Source organism: Halomonas sp. 3D7M (assembly GCF_014897885.1).
Classification (GTDB): domain Bacteria; phylum Pseudomonadota; class Gammaproteobacteria; order Pseudomonadales; family Halomonadaceae; genus Vreelandella.
The window spans coordinates 25,496-45,387 of the sequence record NZ_JABUZF010000264.1; the positions used below are offsets into that span (position 1 = coordinate 25,496).

Annotated in this window: 13 protein-coding genes; 12 read left to right on the top strand and 1 reads right to left on the bottom strand. The window is 53.0% G+C overall.

The window, feature by feature from the left end; translation table 11 throughout:
• Positions 1 to 26: 26 nt before the first annotated feature.
• Entirely contained in the window at positions 27 to 2,555 is a 2,529-nt protein-coding gene (locus tag INT22_RS17205) for a penicillin-binding protein 1A (RefSeq protein WP_193061524.1), read from the bottom strand.
• A 193-nt stretch (positions 2,556 to 2,748) separates the two neighbouring features.
• Here INT22_RS17205 and pilM point away from each other — a divergent pair, with 193 nt between their 5' ends.
• The 12 genes from pilM to eno all read left to right on the top strand — a co-directional run bounded on the left by pilM (position 2,749) and on the right by eno (position 19,739).
• Complete coding sequence (gene pilM, locus INT22_RS17210; protein WP_193061523.1) at positions 2,749 to 3,810, top strand: type IV pilus assembly protein PilM; 1,062 nt, start codon at positions 2,749 to 2,751, stop codon at positions 3,808 to 3,810.
• Positions 3,807 to 4,376, top strand: coding sequence for a PilN domain-containing protein (locus INT22_RS17215; protein WP_193061522.1), 570 nt, complete (start codon positions 3,807 to 3,809; stop codon positions 4,374 to 4,376). Before pilM ends, INT22_RS17215 begins: the two co-directional genes overlap by 4 nt.
• Positions 4,373 to 4,999: a type 4a pilus biogenesis protein PilO gene (locus INT22_RS17220; RefSeq protein ID WP_193061521.1), complete on the top strand. Its 627-nt coding sequence runs from the start codon at positions 4,373 to 4,375 to the stop codon at positions 4,997 to 4,999. Before INT22_RS17215 ends, INT22_RS17220 begins: the two co-directional genes overlap by 4 nt.
• Positions 4,996 to 5,517 carry a pilus assembly protein PilP gene (locus INT22_RS17225; protein ID WP_193061520.1) on the top strand — a complete coding sequence of 174 codons (522 nt, stop codon included), beginning with the start codon at positions 4,996 to 4,998 and terminating at the stop codon, positions 5,515 to 5,517. The genes INT22_RS17220 and INT22_RS17225 overlap by 4 nt, the downstream gene beginning before the upstream one ends.
• Before the next feature lie 34 nt (positions 5,518 to 5,551).
• Positions 5,552 to 7,597 (top strand): type IV pilus secretin PilQ, encoded by a 2,046-nt coding sequence (gene pilQ / locus INT22_RS17230; RefSeq protein ID WP_193061519.1) that lies wholly within the window; start codon positions 5,552 to 5,554, stop codon positions 7,595 to 7,597.
• On the top strand, positions 7,597 to 8,163 hold the full coding sequence (gene aroK / locus INT22_RS17235; protein ID WP_038481630.1) for a shikimate kinase AroK: 567 nt from the start codon (positions 7,597 to 7,599) through the stop codon (positions 8,161 to 8,163). Before pilQ ends, aroK begins: the two co-directional genes overlap by 1 nt.
• On the top strand, positions 8,160 to 9,266 hold the full coding sequence (aroB, locus tag INT22_RS17240; RefSeq protein ID WP_193061518.1) for a 3-dehydroquinate synthase: 1,107 nt from the start codon (positions 8,160 to 8,162) through the stop codon (positions 9,264 to 9,266). Before aroK ends, aroB begins: the two co-directional genes overlap by 4 nt.
• Positions 9,267 to 9,788: 522 nt before the next feature.
• Positions 9,789 to 14,246, top strand: coding sequence for a glutamate synthase large subunit (gltB, locus tag INT22_RS17245; RefSeq protein WP_193068641.1), 4,458 nt, complete (start codon positions 9,789 to 9,791; stop codon positions 14,244 to 14,246).
• 33 nt (positions 14,247 to 14,279) lie between these two features.
• Complete coding sequence (locus INT22_RS17250) at positions 14,280 to 15,698, top strand: FAD-dependent oxidoreductase (protein ID WP_193068642.1); 1,419 nt, start codon at positions 14,280 to 14,282, stop codon at positions 15,696 to 15,698.
• A 138-nt stretch (positions 15,699 to 15,836) separates the two neighbouring features.
• The gene (locus INT22_RS17255) at positions 15,837 to 17,492 is read left to right on the top strand and encodes a CTP synthase (protein WP_089039078.1); all 1,656 of its coding nucleotides are present in this window, start codon (positions 15,837 to 15,839) and stop codon (positions 17,490 to 17,492) included.
• A 17-nt stretch (positions 17,493 to 17,509) separates the two neighbouring features.
• Complete coding sequence (gene kdsA, locus INT22_RS17260; protein ID WP_038481648.1) at positions 17,510 to 18,379, top strand: 3-deoxy-8-phosphooctulonate synthase; 870 nt, start codon at positions 17,510 to 17,512, stop codon at positions 18,377 to 18,379.
• Positions 18,380 to 18,449: 70 nt separating this feature from the next.
• Positions 18,450 to 19,739: a phosphopyruvate hydratase gene (gene eno / locus INT22_RS17265; RefSeq protein ID WP_193061514.1), complete on the top strand. Its 1,290-nt coding sequence runs from the start codon at positions 18,450 to 18,452 to the stop codon at positions 19,737 to 19,739.
• Positions 19,740 to 19,892 lie beyond the last annotated feature (153 nt).

Genomic DNA, 19,892 nt, shown 5'->3' on the forward strand with positions numbered 1-19,892 from the left:
GGGCTTTTGCTTTGTGCAGGTACGGCTTAGAAAATGGACTCTGCGGTACCAGACCCCTGCGAGCCACTAGCTTCTTCCAGTTCACGACTAATGCGACGTTGCTGGTAGCCGGGAAGATGGTCACGGTGGAAGAGCTCAGAAATGCCCCCTGACTGACCATCCGCCAAGCGGTATCCGGTGGAGGGGTCTACCCGTGCGCTAACAACAGTATCCGGGCGTTCGGGGATCGCTGATGGGGTGCCTTCTAGTGCATCGCCCATAAAGTCAACCCAGATAGGTAGTGCTGCGTTAGAGCCATATTCAGCGGTGGACTCATTGCTATCTTTTCCTACCCATACTGTGGTCACTAAGTCGCTGTTAAAGCCTGCGAACCAGGCATCACGCTGGTTATTGGTGGTACCCGTTTTGCCGACGATATCGTCGCGGTTCAGGCTAAGAGCACCACGACCGGTGCCAGACGTAATGACGTCACGCAGCATGTCGCGCAGAATATAGACAGCAGCAGGGTCAGCGACCCGAGCAGCTACTGGGTACTCCTTGCCGTCGATTTCAACTGTTTCCTGCCCCTCAGCGCAGCTAGGGCAGGCAACCTGAGGCGTTGCTTCATCCACAAGTTCCTCATCATCGTTACGCGTGACGCGTTCAATAAACCATGGCGCGACCTGAAAACCACCGTTGGCAAGAACGGAATACGCGTTGGTCATTTCCAGGGGCGTTAAACTGGCGCTGCCCAAGGCGAGTGACAGCCCGCGTGGTAGGCGGTCGGGGGAGAAGCCAAATCCTTCTAGGTAGCGAATAGTATGGTCCAATCCCGTAGCTTGAAGCACACGGATGGTGACCAAGTTACGCGAACGAGCAAGCGCTGTTCGCAAGCGCATCGGGCCTAGGAAATCACGGCTTGAATTGACTGGGCGCCATAATGAATTACTACCGTCATCTAGTACGACGGGGGAATCATTGACCACGCTTGCTGCGTTCATACCGCCATCTTCTAGGGCAGCAAGATAGATGAACGGTTTAAAGATGGAGCCGGATTGACGCTGGGCCTGGATGGCACGGTTGAACTTACTGGCATTAAAATCAAACCCGCCTTGTAAGGCTAAAATAGCGCCAGTGCGTGGATCTTGTGCAACCAAGGAACCTTCGGCGTCGGGGCGCTGCGACAAGCGTAGCGATCCATCTTCGTTTTCAATCACGCGGACTAAGTCGCCGCGAACAGCAATTTGATCTGCGCTACTTGGTTCGGCACCACGACTGCGTGGGCTCAAATAGGGGCGTGCCCAGTTTAGGCCGCTCCAGGCAATCGTTTGCAGTTCGCCACCGCGAGTAAGTACCTGCATTTCACGGCCACTGCTCTCAACCACAATCGCAGGCTGAAGCAGGCCATAGTTGGGCGTGCGCTCTAATACCTGCAGCCAGTTGCTGACGTCACCATCGACACCCTCAACTTGTGTTTGGCTACGCTCAGCTGCTTGGCGAGCGGTTTGACGAATTTCCGGTGATTCTGAAAGTTCCTCTTCAAGCCCTTGAGTAGCGGTTTGCTCTTGAGCTTCTACCAAGCTGGCTGCGATATCTTGCTGTTCTGAGCCTCGCCAGCCATGGCGAAGGTCGTAAGCCAGCAGGCCATTTGCTAATGCTTGGTGAGCATAGGGCTGCATTTCGCTATCAATCGTGGTGTAAATTCGGTAGCCACCGGTATACGCCTTATCTCCAAATCGTTCGATAGCATATTGGCGAGCCATTTCTGAAACATAAGCCGCGTCTACTTCGGTTTGGGTGTAGTGCCGGCGGGCTGTCACCGGCTCCTGCACAGCCGCTAGATAAGCATCATTATCAATATGTCCTAGCTCGCGCATGCGGAACAGAATCCAGTTGCGGCGAATAAGCGAGCGTTCTGAATTAGCCAGTGGGTTAAAGGCTGAGGGTGCTTTAGGCAGTCCCGCGATCATTGCCGTTTGAGCCAGCGTTAATTCAGCCAATGGCTTGTCATAATAAGTTTCTGATGCGGCTGCGATGCCATAGGCGCGATGACCGAGAAATATCTTGTTGACGTAGAGCTCGAAGATTTCATCTTTATCAAGAATCTGCTCCATTTGTAGGGCAAGCAGAATCTCGCGAATTTTCCGCGTGAATGTCTGGTCAAGCGTCAACATATAGTTACGCGCAACCTGCATGGTAATGGTCGAGCCGCCAGACTGAATGGAGCCGCCACTCTGGATCAGTTCAACCGCCGCCCTGGCGATACCACGAGGATCAACGCCTGCATGATCAAAGTAACTGGCATCTTCCGCTGCGATCAGTGCGTTGATCATATCCTGTGGGATATCAGCGAAGTCGACGGGCATACGGCGCTCTTCGCCAAATTCACCAATGAGTTTGCCATCATTGGTGAAGATGCGAAGCGGTGTATGTAGCTCGAAATCTTGCAGCTGGCGCACATCAGGCAGGCCAGGGGAAAAATAGATAGCGGCGCCCACCACTGCCAACACGGTGGCGCCAATGAGCGCAACGATTAGCGAAAAAAGTGACAGGATGAGGGTTCGAAAAAACGTCATGAACAGAGTGCACCCGTGAAAAGGAGAATAGACACGGTAACTAAACGACCGTATCACGCAATTGGCTGCCATTATAGGAAGGCGAGGCAGCAGTCACCAGTGTTGATATGCCGTAATGCCATTCGCGTGTGACTTCACTAAAAATCATGTAACCTCAAAATTCGCACGATAGGCAGGCGGGGCCGAACCCAGGATGCGTTTACTCAAGCCCGGTAAAGGGTTGATTGGAGTCGATATTACATCGGCGACTGTCAAGCTGTTAGAGCTCAAACAGTCTAACGATAACTACCAAGTAGACAGCTACGCTGTTCAACCGCTGCGAGAAGGTGCAGTTGTTGAGCGCCGCATCCGCGACATTAATGAAGTGGCGAGCGTGCTTCGGCGTACTGTCGAGCATGCAAAGCCCTTTACTCGTAAAGCAGCAGTGGCCGTCCCAGCGAGCGCTGCCATTACTAAAACGCTTACTTTTCCTGCTTCGTTAAGCGAAGAGGAGATCGAAGAGCGAATAACCGCCGAATCTGACCGCTATATTCCCTTTCCGTTCAGTGAGGTGGCGTTTGATTTTCAGTGTCTAGGTCCTGCTCCTTTCGATGAGAGCCAGCAAGAAGTTGTATTAGTAGCGTGTCGTCAGCAAGACGTGACTCTGCTTACCGAAACGCTAGAGCGTGCGGGGCTGGAGCCTGCCGCTGTCGATGTAGAGACGTTCGCTTTAGAGCGCGCATTGGCCGAGCTACGTAAGCAGTCAAACGTGGCAAACGACTCAACTGCTTGTGTGGGGCTATTCGACATCGGAGCCAATATGAGCGCCTTCCATGTCGTACGGGGTGGGCATATCGTTTATAGCCGTGATACAGCGTTTGGCGGACGCCAGCTAACAGATGCCATCCGCGAGTATTACAACATGAGCATAGAAGAGGCGGGCGTTGCTAAAAAGCGTGGTGGTCTACCTAGCGACTACCAAGAGAAAGTGCTCACGCCTTTTATAGAAACGGTGATACAGCAGGGGAGACGCTCGCTGCAGCTTTATTACACCGCGGGTCGTCAGCATGAGGTGCAACATACTGTACTCGCGGGTGGTTCTAGTGTCATTCCAGGCCTCGCTGAGCGTATTGCTGATGATAGCGGTATGTCGGTGAGTATCGCCAACCCATTGCAGCGTTTACGCATTAACAAACGACTCAGTGAAGAAGCGTTAAGAAACGCTGCCCCAGCGATGCTAACGGCGGGTGGGTTAGCGATGCGAGTTAGCCAATGAGCATTAATATTAATCTTTTACCCTGGCGTGAGGGGTGGCGAGAGAGACGGACGCGGCAATTTTACGGTGTTATGTTGTTTATGTTGCTGCTGGGCGTGGCGTGTGGCGTTGTGGTATTGCACGTATACCAACAGCAGTTAGCTGCCCAGCAGCAGCGCAATGCCCATATCTCTACTCGTATTGAGCAGTTAGACAATGAAATCGCTGATGTACAACGCTATCAGAGCGATATCGGGCGGTTGGAAGAGCAACTGGCGCTGTTCCACACGCTTAATAACGAACGCATGAGTACAGTGAGGCTGTTTAACGATATTGCTGCTAGCGTCGCAGATAGGGTTGTCTATCAGCGTCTGTCACGTAGCGGACAGCAAATCAGTCTTTCAGCGGTTGCCAGTAATGAACGTCAGGTCTCTGAGCAACTACGCCAAATTGCAGCTATACCAGGGTTAGGCGTACCGCTGTTTTCCGAGGTTGCTAGTGGCCAAGATGACAGTCGGCGTGTTTTCCAGTTTGAAGTAAGGCAGCTGTCTCCTGAAGAAGCCGTTTCCATGGAGGCGGCACCATGACGCCTATCCGTAAACGCATAAAAAATGATTGGCTGCGTCTGCGAAGCGTTGAATGGCAATCGTTGGATATCAAAGAAGCAGGCGAATGGCCCTGGCTGCTTAAAGCCATGATAGCGGTACTTGTTTTTTTAGTTGCCCTATTAGTTATCAACGGGTGGCTGGTGGGGGAGGCTCGCGATTTGCTTGCAGCAGAGCAGCGCCAAGAGGAGCGTCTGCTGGTCGAGTATCGACGCAAGGCGTCTGAAGCCGCTTTTCTGCCGGATATTCGCAATCAGTTGACTGCTCTTGAAAATCAAATGGTGCAGATGCAGGCGATGCTGCCTACCAGTGCAGAAATTCCTTCTTTATTAGATAGCATCAGTGAGGCCGCTATCGAAAATCGACTAACCATTGAAACTATCCGTTTGCGACCTACGGTGAGTAACACGCACTATATAGAGCACCCCTTAGATATACAGGTACGCGGTGATTACTATGCATTGGCACAATTTGTTTCGGATATTAGCGATTTGGCGAGAATTATTACCCAGCACGATTTAACACTAGCGCCTGTTGATCAGAATGGTGACATGCTACGCATGTCGCTGCTTGCACGCACTTACAGCGAAAAGGCTGCACCATGAAGCGTTTGGTAGGCCTGCTGTGTATTGCTGGCTTAGCTGGCTGCAGTGACCCTCAGCTGGGGCAGCTAGATCAAACTCTTGCAGAAATACGCCGTACTCCTGATGGGAAAGCGCCCGAGGTAGTGAAGGAATTGCCAACGTATCAGTCGCTTGATTATCGCTTTAGCGGTGCGCGCAGTCCCTTCTTAGCACCGGAGGGTATGCGCGAAAACGTATTGCAAGTGGAGCAGGCGGTGCGCGAGTTTGCCCCCGAACAGCAGCGCGCTCAAGAGCCTTTAGAGCGTTTTCAACTCCAGACGTTGCGCTTAGTGGGTACGCTACGTATGGGAGAGCAGCAAGTTGCATTGATTGAGCCTCCCGAGGGGGAGGTTGTTAGTGTTCGAGAAGGTGATTATTTAGGCACCAACCATGGCCTTATTAACCAGATTGAACCACAAGGAATCACTATTGTTGAACGTGTTTTTAGCCCTCAGCAAGGGTGGCAGCAACGCCAGGTAACGCTCACCCTTGAGGAATAGCTTGTTCACTCGCTATCAGATATGGATATCGCTTATGGCTGCTAAATGTTATCGAACGTTGCTGTTATTAATTGCGGTAGTGCCATCGGTCTGCATGGCATCAGTGCTTACTAATGTCGATGTGCGCCAAGCTCATGGCGGTGACGTTGAGCTAGTGCTGCAGTTCAGTGGCGGCGTTGCCCAGCTAAGTGGCTATCGATTAGATGCACCTCCTCGTCTAGCGCTGGATTTGGCAGATACACAAAGTGCGCTTGCTCAACGCCGTATCGGCGTCAGTAGTAGTGTTGTTGAACAAGTGACGGTGTTAGAGGGCAGTGGGCGGACGCGTCTCGTGGTTGATTCGAATGAATCCCTTGATTATACCGCTCGAGTCGTCGGTGAGCAGTTAAGAGTCACACTAGCATCAGGTAGTTCTGTGTCTATGCCGGCACCCCAAGCGACTAACGCTATCCAGACTTCCCCGTTCATCCAGGGACCGCGTGTTGAAAATATTGATTTCCGGCGTGGAGGTGATGGTGCAGGGCGTGTCGTGGTGACATTTGATCGTGCTGGTGTGGTCGCTAATGTGCGTGAAGGTAGTGAGGGCAGCATTATTGCGGAGCTGCGTAATGTGGCGCTGCCTGATGCGCTTAACCAGGTTTACGATGTCACTGATTTTGCGACGCCGGTTACCCGTATTACCCCTCATCTTGGACAGCGTGATGTGCGGCTGGAGCTACAAACGAACGGCCCCATCGCGATGGCTTCATCGCAAAGCGGGCGTACGTTGACGATTGAAGTGCAGCCGGTGAGTCAGGCTACACAACAGCAGCGAGAACAGCAGGGAATATCTTTCACCGGAGAGCGCTTAAGCCTGAACTTTCAAGATATTGAAGTGCGTGCAGTGCTGGCCACTCTGGCAGAGTTTACTGGCCTAAACCTAGTGGCCAGTGATAGCGTTGCCGGACGCATTACGCTTAACTTGAACGATGTTCCCTGGGATCAAGCGCTAGCGCTGATCTTACAAAGCCAAGGGCTGGCAAGTCGGGAGCAGGGTAATGTGATCGTAGTGGCGCCTGCCAGCGAGTTAGCGGCTCTTGAACGGCAAGAGATAGAAACACGCAACCAACGCCAAACGCTTGCGCCATTAGTCACTGAGTTCATTGAAATAAAGTACGCCCGTGCCGAAGATCTTGCCCAACTGTTGCGTGGTAGCGACGGCTTTGGGCTGTTAACCGACCGAGGGCGAGTTAGTATTGATCAGCGTACTAACACGTTACTGGTGCAAGATACGGCAGAGCAGGTACGCACTATTATCGGCACTTTAGACCGCTTGGATGTCGCCGTCCGTCAGGTGCAAATTGAGGCAAGAATTGTCATTGCCCGAGATACCGCGTCTCGGGAGCTAGGGATTAACTGGGGCGTGTCGAGTACCCGCGGCTTTTTAGAAAACGATGATGGTACGTTTTCTCGGCGTAACCTTAACCCTAACAATATTAGCCGTGCCCAGGGTGGCCTCGCAGTAGATCTAGGTTCGGCGGCGGCTGCCAACACGGGGTTTAGTTTTGGTTATCTATCAGGGGACGTGCTGCTAGATCTTGAGCTGCGAGCGCTGGAAAGTGAGGGCAAAAGCCAGACGATTTCTCAGCCCCGAGTGATCACAGCTAACCAACGAACAGCTATTATTCGTCAAGGTGAAGAGCGGGCTTTTCAGAGCGTAGATACAGAAGGGAATCCAGATACAGAGTTCAAGGAGGCCGAGCTTTCCTTGGAGGTAACGCCACAAATTACTCCGGATAACCGCATCATTATGAATTTGGTGATTAAAAACGATAGCTTCCGGGAAAGTGAGTTTGGTGGTGAACCGCCGATTGATACCAACCAGATAGAGACCCAAGTGCTGGTCGATAATGGGCAAACGGTAGTGTTAGGCGGTATTTTGACAACAGAGCAGTTGAGCCAAATAGCGAAAACACCGCTGCTAGGAGATATTCCTTGGCTTGGGCGGCTATTCCGCTATACCGAAGAGAGCAATGAAAAGGTAGAGTTATTGGTCTTTATTACTCCACGACTACTTGATGATGGTTTGGCGGTTCGCTGATGCAAGAGTTACCCAATATTTTTTTAATTGGCCCCATGGGGGCTGGCAAGAGCACGATAGGCCGCTTACTCGCGGCTGAGTTGTCGCGCTCGTTCTTTGACAGCGATCACGCCATACAAGACCGCTGTGGTGCGGATATCCCCTGGATTTTTGACGTTGAAGGTGAGCCTGGCTTTCGTCAGCGCGAAAGTCAGATGATTGACGAGCTCACTCAGTTATCTGGTGTGGTAGTGGCTACCGGCGGTGGCGCAGTGCTGCGCGAAGAGAATCGACGTGCTCTGCGTGAGCGAGGCGCCGTGGTTTATTTGCTGACCACCGTTGACCAGCAACTGAAGCGCACTGCTAAAGATCGAAATCGACCGCTATTACAGTGTGATAATCGCGAACAGGTGCTGAACGACATGTTCGCCACACGAGATCCGCTGTATCGAGCGACATCGGATATTACGGTGCGCACGGATCGGCGCAGCCCACGTGCGGTAGTCAACGAAATTCTGCGTCGTGTCCATCGCATGGTGGACCCTCTGGAAATTGCGCGGGCTCAAAGTAAAAAGGTATCACAATGACTGACATGACAAGTGCCCAGCGTACGCTAACTGTCGCATTGGGTGAGCGTAGCTACCCGATCCATATTGGTGTTGGGCTGCTAAAGCGCGCCAATATGCTGGAGCCGTATCTCGCGGGTCAGCAGGTGATGGTAGTCACCAATGAGACTATCGCACCGCTTTATTTAGAAACGCTTTGCGTCGGTCTGCCTGGTCATTTAGACATTCGCACGGTAGTGCTACCTGACGGGGAGCAGTATAAAACCATCGAGCAGGTAAGCCGGATTTGGGATGCGCTGTTAGAGGCGGGCTTTAATCGTCGCTGTACGCTGATTGCCTTAGGGGGCGGTGTGATTGGCGATATGGTCGGTTACGCAGCGGCAGCTTATCAACGTGGCGTTGCCTTTATTCAGGTGCCTACTACGTTATTATCCCAGGTAGACTCTTCGGTGGGTGGGAAGACCGGTGTTAATCACCCGCTGGGTAAAAATATGATTGGTGCTTTTTGGCAACCAAAAGCCGTCATCGTGGATATCGACACTTTGGCCACACTGCCTAGCCGGGAGCTTTCCGCAGGCCTGGCAGAAGTGATCAAGTACGGATTAATCCGTGATGAGCGCTTCCTAAGCTGGTTGGAAGAGCATATGCAGGCGCTACGTAGTGTTGAGCCTGCGGTGATTGCCGAAGCGATTGCTCAAAGTTGTCAGATTAAAGCCGACATTGTGGCGGATGACGAAACTGAGCAGGGCGTTCGCGCGTTGTTGAACCTAGGGCACACGTTCGGTCATGCGATTGAAGCTCATCAAGGTTATGGCAACTGGTTGCACGGTGAGGCCGTGGGCGCAGGCATGGCGATGGCAGCAACGCTTTCGCATCAGCTTGGCTGGATAGATAGCAATGCACTCGCGCGTGCTAAGGCAGTTGTTGAAAGCGCTGGGCTACCACTAGCCGCGCCTGCCGGAATGTCGGCAGATGACTTTTTAGCCCGCATGAAGCTAGATAAGAAGAATATTGATACTCGGCTACGTTTGGTGCTGCTCAATGCCCTGGGCGACGCCTGCGTCAGTGACGCCACGCCGCCTGATATGCTGCGCGTGCTACTTCATCACTATCCGCGCGACTAAATGCCTAGGCGTATTGGCTATAAACAATCAAAAGCCAGTACTGTTTATTAGTACTGATAGACCGTATTGCTGATCAGTTTTAACAAACAAGGCCGCACAGAAAACCCACCATCGCGTGGGTTTTTTGTTGTCTGGCCGTTAAGTGATGATCGTTCTGTATGTAATCCGTATGCCTTATGCGCTATCGGCATGGGTTTTTTGAGCCGTTTGATACTAAAGTCTAATTACGTGTTATGATCGTTTAAACATCGTTTAGTTGCTTTGCAAGTGGTTGAAGTTAATATGTTTTTTTATTAAGCGCGAATGCAAATGCAAGATTTGACAAGGTTTTTTAAGGATTGGCAGGTTCTGGGTGATTGCGCTACACGCAGGCAAATCGCTATGCTGAGCGACCTTTTCTTGAAGCGGTGGAAGCGGGAAATGCCCTGTTTTTAATGGGCAGTAAGAAGTAAAAAATAAGAAAAACCCGTTACGATAACATGAAAACACTGCTAAATAAATACGCTGACTAGAGGCACGCCCATGAATAGAGGTCTTCACCAGCCTGGCGAGTTTCGCGATAACTGTGGCTTTGGCCTTATTGCCCATATGGAAGGGCAGGCCAGCCACGACTTGCTGAAAACTGCTATTGAATCACTTACCTGCATGACCCATCGCGGCGGTATTGCGGCAGACGGCAAAACCGGCGACGGTTGCGGCTTGCTGTTGAAAATGCCGGTGCAATTCATGCGCGCTGCCGCGAAGCAAGCGCTTGATGCGGAGCTTGGCGAGCGCTTTGCTGTAGGCGTCATCTTTTTGCCAGATGACGATGCACGTGCCGCTCATGCTAAAGAAACCCTTGAGCGCGAACTAAGCAGCCGTGGTTTAGAGGTATTGGGCTGGCGCGAAGTGCCCACCGACTCTAGCGTATGTGGTCCGATGGCACTGGACTGTCTGCCGCGAATTGAGCAGCTGTTTGTTCAGCCAGCTAGTCGTGGAGATTTAGGCAGTGATCGCTTCGATGTCGATCTGTTTATGGCGCGCCGTTATGCAGAGCAAGCGCTACGTAGCGATGAAGACTTTTATGTAGCTTCGCTCTCATCAGAAGTTGTTTCCTATAAAGGCTTGGTCATGCCGGAAGATTTGCCGGCATTCTACAAAGACCTGAATGATCCAAGTCTGGAAACCGCCATTTGCGTGTTCCACCAGCGTTTCTCTACTAACACTGCACCGCGCTGGCCGCTGGCCCAGCCATTTCGCCTGCTGGCTCATAATGGCGAGATCAATACGATTGAAGCCAACCGCGGCTGGGCGAACTCCCGTAAAGCCAATTTTGTTAACGAGCGCTTGCCTGATATTGCTGAGCTTGAGGAAATTGTTAATACCACTGGATCAGACTCCTCAAGCATGGATAACATGCTGGAAGTGCTGCTAACTGGCGGTATGGAACTGCATCGTGCGGTGCGTATGATGGTGCCGCCTGCTTGGCAAAACGTTGAAACCATGGACGCCGAGTTACGTGCGTTCTATGAATACAACTCCATGCACATGGAGCCTTGGGATGGCCCGGCCGGTGTGGTAATGACCGACGGTCGCCAAGCTGTTTGTATGCTGGATCGCAACGGCCTTCGTCCCGCACGCTGGGTGATTACCAAGAATGGCTACATTACGCTAGCGTCTGAGATTGGCACTTATGATTATCGCCCTGAGGACGTCGTCGCTAAGGGGCGCGTTGGCCCAGGCCAGATGCTGGCGGTAGACACTCAGACCGGCGAAGTGCTGCACACCCAGGATATTGATAACCGCCTGAAGTCAGCTTATCCGTATAAGCGCTGGCTCAAGCAGGAAGCCAATTACCTAGAGTCAGCGCTGACTGAGCTTGCGCGTTTCCAGACAATGGACACTGACGCACTTAATGTTCAGCAGAAAATGTTCCAGGTGAGCTTTGAAGAGCGTGATCAGGTGCTGCGCCCGCTGGCAGAAAGTGGCCAGGAGGCGGTTGGCTCGATGGGTGATGATACCCCCATGGCGGTGTTGTCTAGCCGTCCGCGTCTGCTAACTGATTTCTTCCGTCAAAAGTTTGCCCAGGTGACCAATCCGCCGATCGACCCCCTGCGTGAAGCGATTGTTATGTCACTGGAGACCTGCTGTGGTGCGGAGCTGAACGTCTTTAAGGCAACGCCTGAGCATGCCCACCGTTTGATTTTGACAACACCCGTGCTGTCACCGCGTAAATTTACTGCGCTGGTCAGCCAGGATGATCCTGCCTTTGCTAGCCACACGCTGTCACTCGGGTACGACCCGGAGCACACCAGTTTGCAGCGGGCAGTCACCTTGCTTTGTCAGGAAGCTGAAGCGCAGGTAAAAGCGGGCAAGGTGATTCTGGTGTTGACCGATGCTGACCTTCCCAAAGGACAGTTGCCCATCCAGGCGGCTTTAGCGGTGGGAGCCGTTCACTCTCATCTTGGTCGTTTGGCGCTGCGGCCGAACGCCAACATTGTGGTGGAAACCGGCTTTGCAAGGGATGCCCACCAAATGGCCGTGTTGTTTGGCGTGGGCGCAACGGCTGTGTACCCGTGGCTTGCTTATCAAGTGATGGCGGATATGCATCGCACCGGTGAGCTAACAGGCAACCCTGCCGATGCTCGTGAGAATTACCGCAAAGGTCTGCAGAAAGGGTTGTTCAAAATTCTTTCGAAGATGGGTATCTCAACGTTAGCTTCCTACCGCGGCTCTATGCTGTTCGAAGCGGTGGGGCTGTCCGATGAGATCATGGATACCTGCTTTGTCGGCATGGCATCCCGCATTCAGGGCGCTGGCTTTGCTGAGCTGCAAATGCAGCAAGAGCTGCTGGCGAAGGATGCCTGGATTGCCCGCAAAGGCATTTCTCAAGGCGGTATGCTGAAGTATGTTCATGGCTACGAATATCACGCCTACAACCCCGATGTCGTGAAGTCGCTTCAGGCGGCGGTGCAAGAAGGCAGCTACGCAAAGTGGAAAAAATTTGCTCAGTTGGTCAACGAGCGTCCGGTTGCCACGATTCGTGACTTGCTTAAGCTAAAGCCTGCTGCAACGCCCATTCCATTAGAGGATGTTGAGCCGATTGAGGCGCTGATTCCGCGCTTTGATAGCGCCGGTATGTCGCTAGGTGCGCTTTCTCCAGAAGCCCATGAGGCGTTGGCCCAAGCGATGAACGAGGCGGGCGGGCGCTCCAACTCCGGTGAGGGTGGTGAAGACCCTGCCCGCTACGGCACTATCCGTAGTTCGAAAATCAAGCAGATTGCTTCTGGCCGCTTCGGCGTTACCCCGGCCTATTTGGTCAATGCGGAAGTACTGCAGATCAAAGTTGCTCAGGGTGCCAAACCCGGTGAAGGTGGTCAGCTGCCGGGCGGTAAAGTGAACCAGTTGATTGCCCGGTTGCGCTACGCGGTGCCTGGTGTGACGCTGATTTCACCGCCGCCACACCACGATATCTACTCGATTGAAGACTTGGCGCAGCTGATTTTCGACCTCAAGCAAGTCAATCCAGATGCCCAGGTTTCCGTAAAGTTGGTCTCTGAGCCAGGCATTGGCACTATTGCCACTGGTGTGGCGAAGGCCTACGCGGATCTGATCACTGTTTCTGGTTACGACGGTGGTACCGCGGCAAGCCCATTGACCTCTATCAAACATGCGGGCTCTCCTTGGGAGCTTGGGTTACCCGAAGTGCACCAAGCACTGCGTATTAACGGCCTGCGCGACAAGATTCGCCTGCAGACCGATGGTGGTCTCAAAACGGGTCTGGATGTCGTTAAGGCGGCGATTCTGGGGGCTGAAAGCTTTGGCTTTGGTACGGCGCCGATGGTGGCGCTGGGCTGTAAGTACCTGCGTATTTGTCACTTGAATAACTGCGCCACCGGCGTAGCAACGCAAGATGATTTCCTGCGTGGCGAGCACTTCCGCGGCACTGTCGATATGGTCAAAAACTACTTCCGCTTTATTGCTGAAGAAGTGCGTGAACTGATGGCGATGCTAGGGGTGTGCCAGTTGACGGACCTGATTGGCCGCACCGATCTGCTTGAAGTGTTGGAAGGCAATACGGCCGCTCAGCGTAAATTGGATCTAACCCCGCTGCTTTCGAATGATTTTGTGCCTGCAGATGCACCGCAGTTCTGTAAGGTGAGTCGTAATGTGCCTCACGATCCCGGCGCCAAAAACCAGGAAGTGCTAGACGCGTTGAAAGAGGCTATTGAGAGCCAGTCTGGCGGAGAGTTTGATTTCACCATTACTAACTGTGACCGCAGCGTAGGTGCATTGAGTTCTGGCGCGATTGCCAAACGCTACGGTGAAGACGGCTTGGAATCAGCCCCGGTCACTGCGCGCTTTACCGGGGTGGCTGGTCAAAGCTTCGGGGTGTGGAACGCCCGTGGCTTAAACCTCTATCTCGAAGGCGATGCCAACGACTACGTGGGCAAAGGCATGAACGGTGGCAGCATTGTGATTGTGCCGCCCAAGGTTAGCCAGTTTGAAAGCCACAAAACCGCCATTATCGGTAACACCTGTCTGTATGGTGCGACGGGCGGCACGCTGTTTGCCGCAGGTACTGCGGGTGAGCGTTTTGCGGTGCGTAACTCTGGGGCTACTGCTGTTATTGAAGGCGCAGGTGACCACTGTTGTGAATACATGACTGGGGGCTTGGTCTGCGTATTGGGTGAAACGGGCGTTAACTTTGGCGCGGGTATGACCGGTGGTTTTGCTTACGTCTTAGATGAAGACCGTACCTTTGTGGACAAGTACAACCACGAGCTGGTCGAGATTCACCGGGTCAATACCGAAGCGATGGAAGCGTATCGTCGTCATTTGCGTGAAATGATTGAAGCCTACGTTGCGGCGACAGGCTCCGCTCGAGGCGCGGCGATTCTGGAAGACTTCGGCGACTACGCGCGCCACTTCTGGCTAGTGAAGCCAAAAGCGGCAAGTTTGGGTAGTTTGCTGAATCAATCTCGGCGTCAGCCGGAATAACCCGCCAGAGCCTACGCTTCGAGGAGAGAAATCATGGCTAACCGTTTAAATAACGATTTCCAGTTTGTTGATGTGGGTCGTCAAGACCCACAGAAAAAAGCCGCGCACACACGCTCAAAAGAGTTCGCTGAAATTTACGAGCCCTTTAAGCCCACCGATGCGGCGAGCCAGGCGCACCGTTGCCTGCACTGCGGCAATCCGTACTGCGAGTGGAAGTGCCCGGTACATAACTACATTCCCAACTGGCTTCAGCTAGTGGTGGAAGGCAATATTATTGAAGCCGCCGAGCTTTCACACAAAACCAACTCGCTGCCGGAAGTATGTGGCCGCGTGTGCCCGCAAGATCGTTTGTGTGAGGGCGACTGTACGCTGAACGATGGCTTTGGTGCGGTTACCATTGGGTCGGTAGAGAAGTACATTACCGACACCGCGTTTGCGATGGGCTGGCGTCCGGATATGTCTAAGGTGGAGTGGACCGATAAGAAGGTCGCCATCGTAGGCGCGGGGCCTGCGGGTCTTGGTTGCGCTGATATTTTGGCACGTAATGGCGTTAAACCCGTCGTATTTGATAAGTATCCCGAGATTGGTGGTCTGCTTACCTTCGGTATTCCAGAATTTAAACTGGAAAAGAACGTGATGGAGCGTCGCCGCGCCGTCTTTGAAGAGATGGGCGTCGAGTTTCGTCTGAATACCGAAATTGGTACCGACATCGAATTCGATACGCTGCTGCAGGAATACGATGCTGTTTTCCTGGGGATGGGCACTTACAAGTACATGGAAGGTGGCTTCCCCGGCGAAGATTTACCTGGCGTGTATAAAGCGCTCGATTTCCTGATCGCCAACGTTAATCGTCGCTTAGGCTTTGAAAAAGATCCTAACGATTTTATCTCGATGGAAGGTAAACGTGTGGTGGTGCTTGGCGGTGGCGATACGGCGATGGATTGTAATCGGACCTCTATTCGCCAGCATGCCGACAGCGTGATCTGCGCTTACCGCCGTGATGAAGAAAACATGCCCGGTTCCCGCCGTGAAGTTGCTAATGCGCGAGAAGAGGGCGTTGAGTTTCTGTTCAACCGCCAGCCGGTTGCGGTGGTAGGTGAAGAGCGGGTCGAAGGGGTGAAGGTCGTGCGTACCCGTTTGGGTGAGCCCGATGAAAACGGCCGTCGACGCCCTGAAGTCGTGCCTGGGTCTGAAGAAATTATTGCCGCCGACGCAGTAGTGGTAGCTTTCGGTTTTCAGGCAAGCCCGGCACCGTGGTTTGATAGCGCCAACATCCAGGTCGATGAGCGCGATCGCGTAAAAGCGCCAGAGCATGGCCAGTACGCCTACCAAACCAGCAATGAGAAAATTTTTGCCGGTGGCGATATGGTGCGTGGCTCTGACCTGGTGGTCACCGCGATTTACGAAGGCCGTCAGGCTGCTGAGGGGATTTTGGATTACCTGGGGGTTTAGTTTTGATAGTGAGGGGCGTCTTCGCCCCTCTGCCACCTGCAGTTCAAATTGAGCCTTTAGGCGTACTCTGCTATTCTGTCATCCCATCCTGGTGTGGCTTTCTGTTACGCCTTTTGATCACGTTTCGACAGGTTTTCCATGACACGATATATCTTCGTGACCGGCGGCGTTGTGTCCTCTCTTGGCAAGGGCATCGCGTCGGCCTCGCTGGCGGCGATTCTAGAGGCCCGCGGCCTTAAGGTCACCATGCTCAAGCTCGACCCCTACATCAACGTGGACCCGGGCACCATGAGTCCTTTCCAGCACGGCGAGGTGTTCGTCACCGAAGATGGCGCCGAGACGGACTTGGACTTAGGGCACTATGAGCGTTTTATTCGCACCAAAATGACCCAAGGGAATAACTTCACGACGGGGCGCGTGTACGAAAATGTACTGCGCAAAGAGCGCCGTGGTGATTACTTGGGCGGTACCGTTCAGGTCATCCCTCATATTACCGATGAAATCAAACAGCGCGTCTATGCTGGCGGTGAAGGCTTTGATGTGGCGCTGGTAGAAATCGGTGGCACGGTGGGTGATATCGAATCACTGCCGTTCTTAGAGTCTATTCGTCAGATTCGTAGTGAGCTTGGCGCTAGTCGGGCGATTTACATGCACCTTACGCTGGTGCCGTATATCAAGACGGCAGGCGAGACCAAGACCAAGCCGACTCAGCACAGCGTCAAAGAGCTACGTTCGATTGGTATCCAGCCGGATATTTTGATTTGCCGTAGCGAAGTAGAGCTCGAAGAGAGCGAGCGCCGTAAAATCGCCCTGTTCACTAACGTGGAAGAGCGTGCCGTTGTACCGTTACAGGATGCCGATACTATTTATCGGATTCCGCTGATGCTGCACGAGCACGGCCTAGATGACATTGTTTGCGATAAGCTGCGTCTGGAAGCAGAGCCTGCCGACCTTTCCGAATGGGTCAAGGTGCTGGATTCCAAGTTGAATCCGCTGAAGTCGGTGAGCATTGCCATGGTCGGTAAATACATGGAACTGCTGGACGCCTATAAGTCGCTCAACGAAGCGCTTATTCACGCGGGCATTCAAGGACGTATTAAGGTCAATGTCGACTATATCGACTCCGAAGATATCGAGCGTCACGGTACCGAGCGGCTAGCTGGCAAAGATGCCATCCTGGTACCTGGCGGCTTTGGCGAGCGCGGTGTGGAAGGCAAAATTCTTACCGCTCAGTTCGCGCGTGAAAACAACATTCCCTACCTGGGTATTTGTTTGGGCATGCAGGTAGCGGTCATCGAATTTGCCCGCAATGTGGCTGGCTGGGAAGATGCTAACTCTACCGAGTTTACCCACGACACCAAGCACCCCGTGGTGGGCCTGATTACCGAGTGGATTAACGCTGAAGGTAAGATCGAGCTGCGTGATGCTGCATCTGACTTAGGTGGCACCATGCGTCTAGGCGGTCAGGTCTGCCACTTGAAATCTGGTAGCAAAGCTCGTGAAGCCTACGGTGCTGATGAGATTGTCGAGCGTCATCGCCATCGCTTTGAAGTCAATAACCAGTTTATTGATGAGTTAGAACAGGCAGGCCTGGTCATTTCTGGCAAGAGCGTCGATCAGTCCTTGGTAGAAGTCGTCGAGCTGGCTGACCACCCTTGGTACGTGGCGTGTCAGTTCCATCCGGAGTTTACCTCGACACCACGTGACGGACACCCGCTGTTCTCTGGGTTTGTTAATGCTGCCTTAGAGCACAAAACGGCACGTACGCGCGCTCATACAACGACTCAGGAATAAGAGGGAGAGCGAATAACATGTCTTCGACTTCTCAATCATCCTTTCCAGAGCGTCATATTAACGTTGCCGGCCTAACCGCCGGCAATTCTTTGCCGCTAATGTTATTGGGCGGCATGAATGTGCTGGAGTCAGCGACGCTTGCTGATGAAGTGGCGCAGGCCTACGTTAATGTGACGCAAAAGCTCGGAATGCCTTATGTCTTTAAGGCAAGCTTTGATAAAGCGAACCGTAGTTCTATCCACTCTTATCGTGGACCTGGGCTAGAAAAAGGTTTGCAGATTCTAGCGGATATTAAAGCGCGCTATGGCGTGCCCATCATTACCGACGTTCATGAGCCTTGGCAGGCAGAGCCTGCGGCTGAAGTCGCTGACATAATTCAGTTGCCGGCGTTTCTTGCCCGCCAGACCGATCTAGTGGTGGCGATGGCTAACACCGGCGCGGCGATTAATATCAAAAAACCGCAGTTTCTAGCACCTCACGAAATGCGCCATATCCTCACCAAGTTTCAGGAAGCCGGTAACGATCGTCTGATGCTATGCGAGCGTGGTACCAGCTTCGGCTATAACAACCTGGTGGTGGATATGCTGGGCGTTGGCGATATGAAACAGACCGGTTACCCGGTGTTTTTCGATGTCACCCATGCCTTGCAGCGCCCAGGTGGCCGTGCGGACAGTGCCGATGGCCGTCGTGCCCAAGTGGCAGAGTTGGCTCGTGCAGGTGTGGCCGTTGGTTTGGCGGGGATCTTCCTAGAAGCTCACCCTGACCCAGATAATGCTAAGTGCGATGGACCCTGCGCACTGCCATTAGATCAATTAGAGCCATTTTTGACTCAGCTTTCGCAGCTAGATGCCTTGGTGAAGGGGTTTACGCCTTTGACCATCCGTTAACCGCGACGGCAAATATGGTATACATTGGACCCACAATCATCCATTAGACTGACAACCAAAGGACACTGTTATGACCAAAATTGTTGAAATCAGCGCACTAGAAGTGCTTGATTCCCGCGGCAACCCGACCGTTCAGGCCATGGTTCGCCTGGAAAGTGGCGCCGTAGGTGAAGCATGTGCGCCCAGCGGTGCTTCTACAGGCTCCCGCGAAGCGCTCGAGCTGCGCGATGGCGACAAGACACGCTACCTTGGCAAAGGCGTTTTAAAAGCCGTTGAGGCCGTGAATGGCAAAATCAGTGCTGCATTGTTAGGAATGGATGCGCGTGATCAGCGTGGGCTGGACGACGCAATGTTAGCCCTGGATGGCACTGAAAATAAGGCGAATCTGGGCGCGAATGCCATTCTGGCGGTGTCGCTGGCTGCCGCTAAAGCCGCTGCCAACGCTAAAGGTGTGCCGCTATATGCGCACATTGCCGAGCTTTATGGCCAGCCGGGGCAGTACAGCATGCCGGTACCGATGATGAACATTCTTAACGGTGGTGAGCACGCCGATAATAACGTTGATATCCAGGAATTCATGGTACAGCCAGTAGGCGCGGCAAACTTCCGTGAAGGCCTACGCATGGGTGCGGAAATTTTCCACGCGCTAAAAAAAGTACTGTCTGCTAAAGGTCTTTCTACGTCCGTGGGTGATGAAGGCGGCTTTGCTCCTAACTTGGCATCTAACGCAGATGCCCTGGCGATCATTAAGCAAGCTGTTGCTGATGCCGGTTACGCACTGGGTACAGACGTTACCTTGGCGCTAGACTGCGCGTCTTCCGAGTTCTACAAAGATGGCCAGTACAACCTTTCCGGCGAAGGTAAAAGCTACGATGCCGAAGGGTTTGCCGATTACCTGGCGGGCCTCTGTGCGGACTATCCGATCGTTTCCATCGAAGATGGTATGGATGAATCAGACTGGGCGGGCTGGAAAGCACTGACTGACAAGCTAGGCGACAAAGTACAGCTGGTTGGCGACGATTTGTTTGTTACCAATACCAAGATTCTTAAGCGTGGTATCGACGAGCAAATTGGTAATTCGATTCTGATCAAATTCAACCAGATTGGCTCGCTGTCTGAAACGCTGGATGCGATCAAAATGGCCCAGGACGCTGGTTTTACCGCGGTTATTTCACACCGTAGTGGTGAAACTGAAGATACCACGATTGCCGATTTGGCCGTGGGCACTTGTGCAGGCCAAATTAAAACGGGCTCTCTGTGTCGTTCCGACCGCGTCGCGAAATATAACCGCCTGCTCGTCATCGAAGCGGAGTTGGGCGATGTGGCTTACCCTGGCTTGAAAGCCATTAAAGGGCAGTAAGCGCAAATGGGCGTCGGCGTGTAAGAGATGTCTCAAGATTTTGTAAGAGATATCTTACAAATGCCGGCGCTAATCGCTTAATTGCTTTTTTGTTTTAGTTTATGTTTTTGATTTTTATGAGTTTTTGATAACGGGCGAGCCGCAGTGGCTCCC

Coding starts and splice junctions, on each gene's coding strand:
- eno (WP_193061514.1), top strand. CDS start 18,450: ATGACCAAAATTGTTGAAATCAGCGCACTAGAAGTGCTTGATTCCCGC.
- INT22_RS17225 (WP_193061520.1), top strand. CDS start 4,996: ATGAAGCGTTTGGTAGGCCTGCTGTGTATTGCTGGCTTAGCTGGCTGC.
- INT22_RS17250 (WP_193068642.1), top strand. CDS start 14,280: ATGGCTAACCGTTTAAATAACGATTTCCAGTTTGTTGATGTGGGTCGT.
- gltB (WP_193068641.1), top strand. CDS start 9,789: ATGAATAGAGGTCTTCACCAGCCTGGCGAGTTTCGCGATAACTGTGGC.
- kdsA (WP_038481648.1), top strand. CDS start 17,510: ATGTCTTCGACTTCTCAATCATCCTTTCCAGAGCGTCATATTAACGTT.
- aroB (WP_193061518.1), top strand. CDS start 8,160: ATGACTGACATGACAAGTGCCCAGCGTACGCTAACTGTCGCATTGGGT.
- INT22_RS17220 (WP_193061521.1), top strand. CDS start 4,373: ATGACGCCTATCCGTAAACGCATAAAAAATGATTGGCTGCGTCTGCGA.
- pilM (WP_193061523.1), top strand. CDS start 2,749: ATGCGTTTACTCAAGCCCGGTAAAGGGTTGATTGGAGTCGATATTACA.
- aroK (WP_038481630.1), top strand. CDS start 7,597: ATGCAAGAGTTACCCAATATTTTTTTAATTGGCCCCATGGGGGCTGGC.
- INT22_RS17255 (WP_089039078.1), top strand. CDS start 15,837: ATGACACGATATATCTTCGTGACCGGCGGCGTTGTGTCCTCTCTTGGC.
- INT22_RS17215 (WP_193061522.1), top strand. CDS start 3,807: ATGAGCATTAATATTAATCTTTTACCCTGGCGTGAGGGGTGGCGAGAG.
- pilQ (WP_193061519.1), top strand. CDS start 5,552: ATGGCTGCTAAATGTTATCGAACGTTGCTGTTATTAATTGCGGTAGTG.
- INT22_RS17205 (WP_193061524.1), bottom strand. CDS start 2,555: ATGACGTTTTTTCGAACCCTCATCCTGTCACTTTTTTCGCTAATCGTT.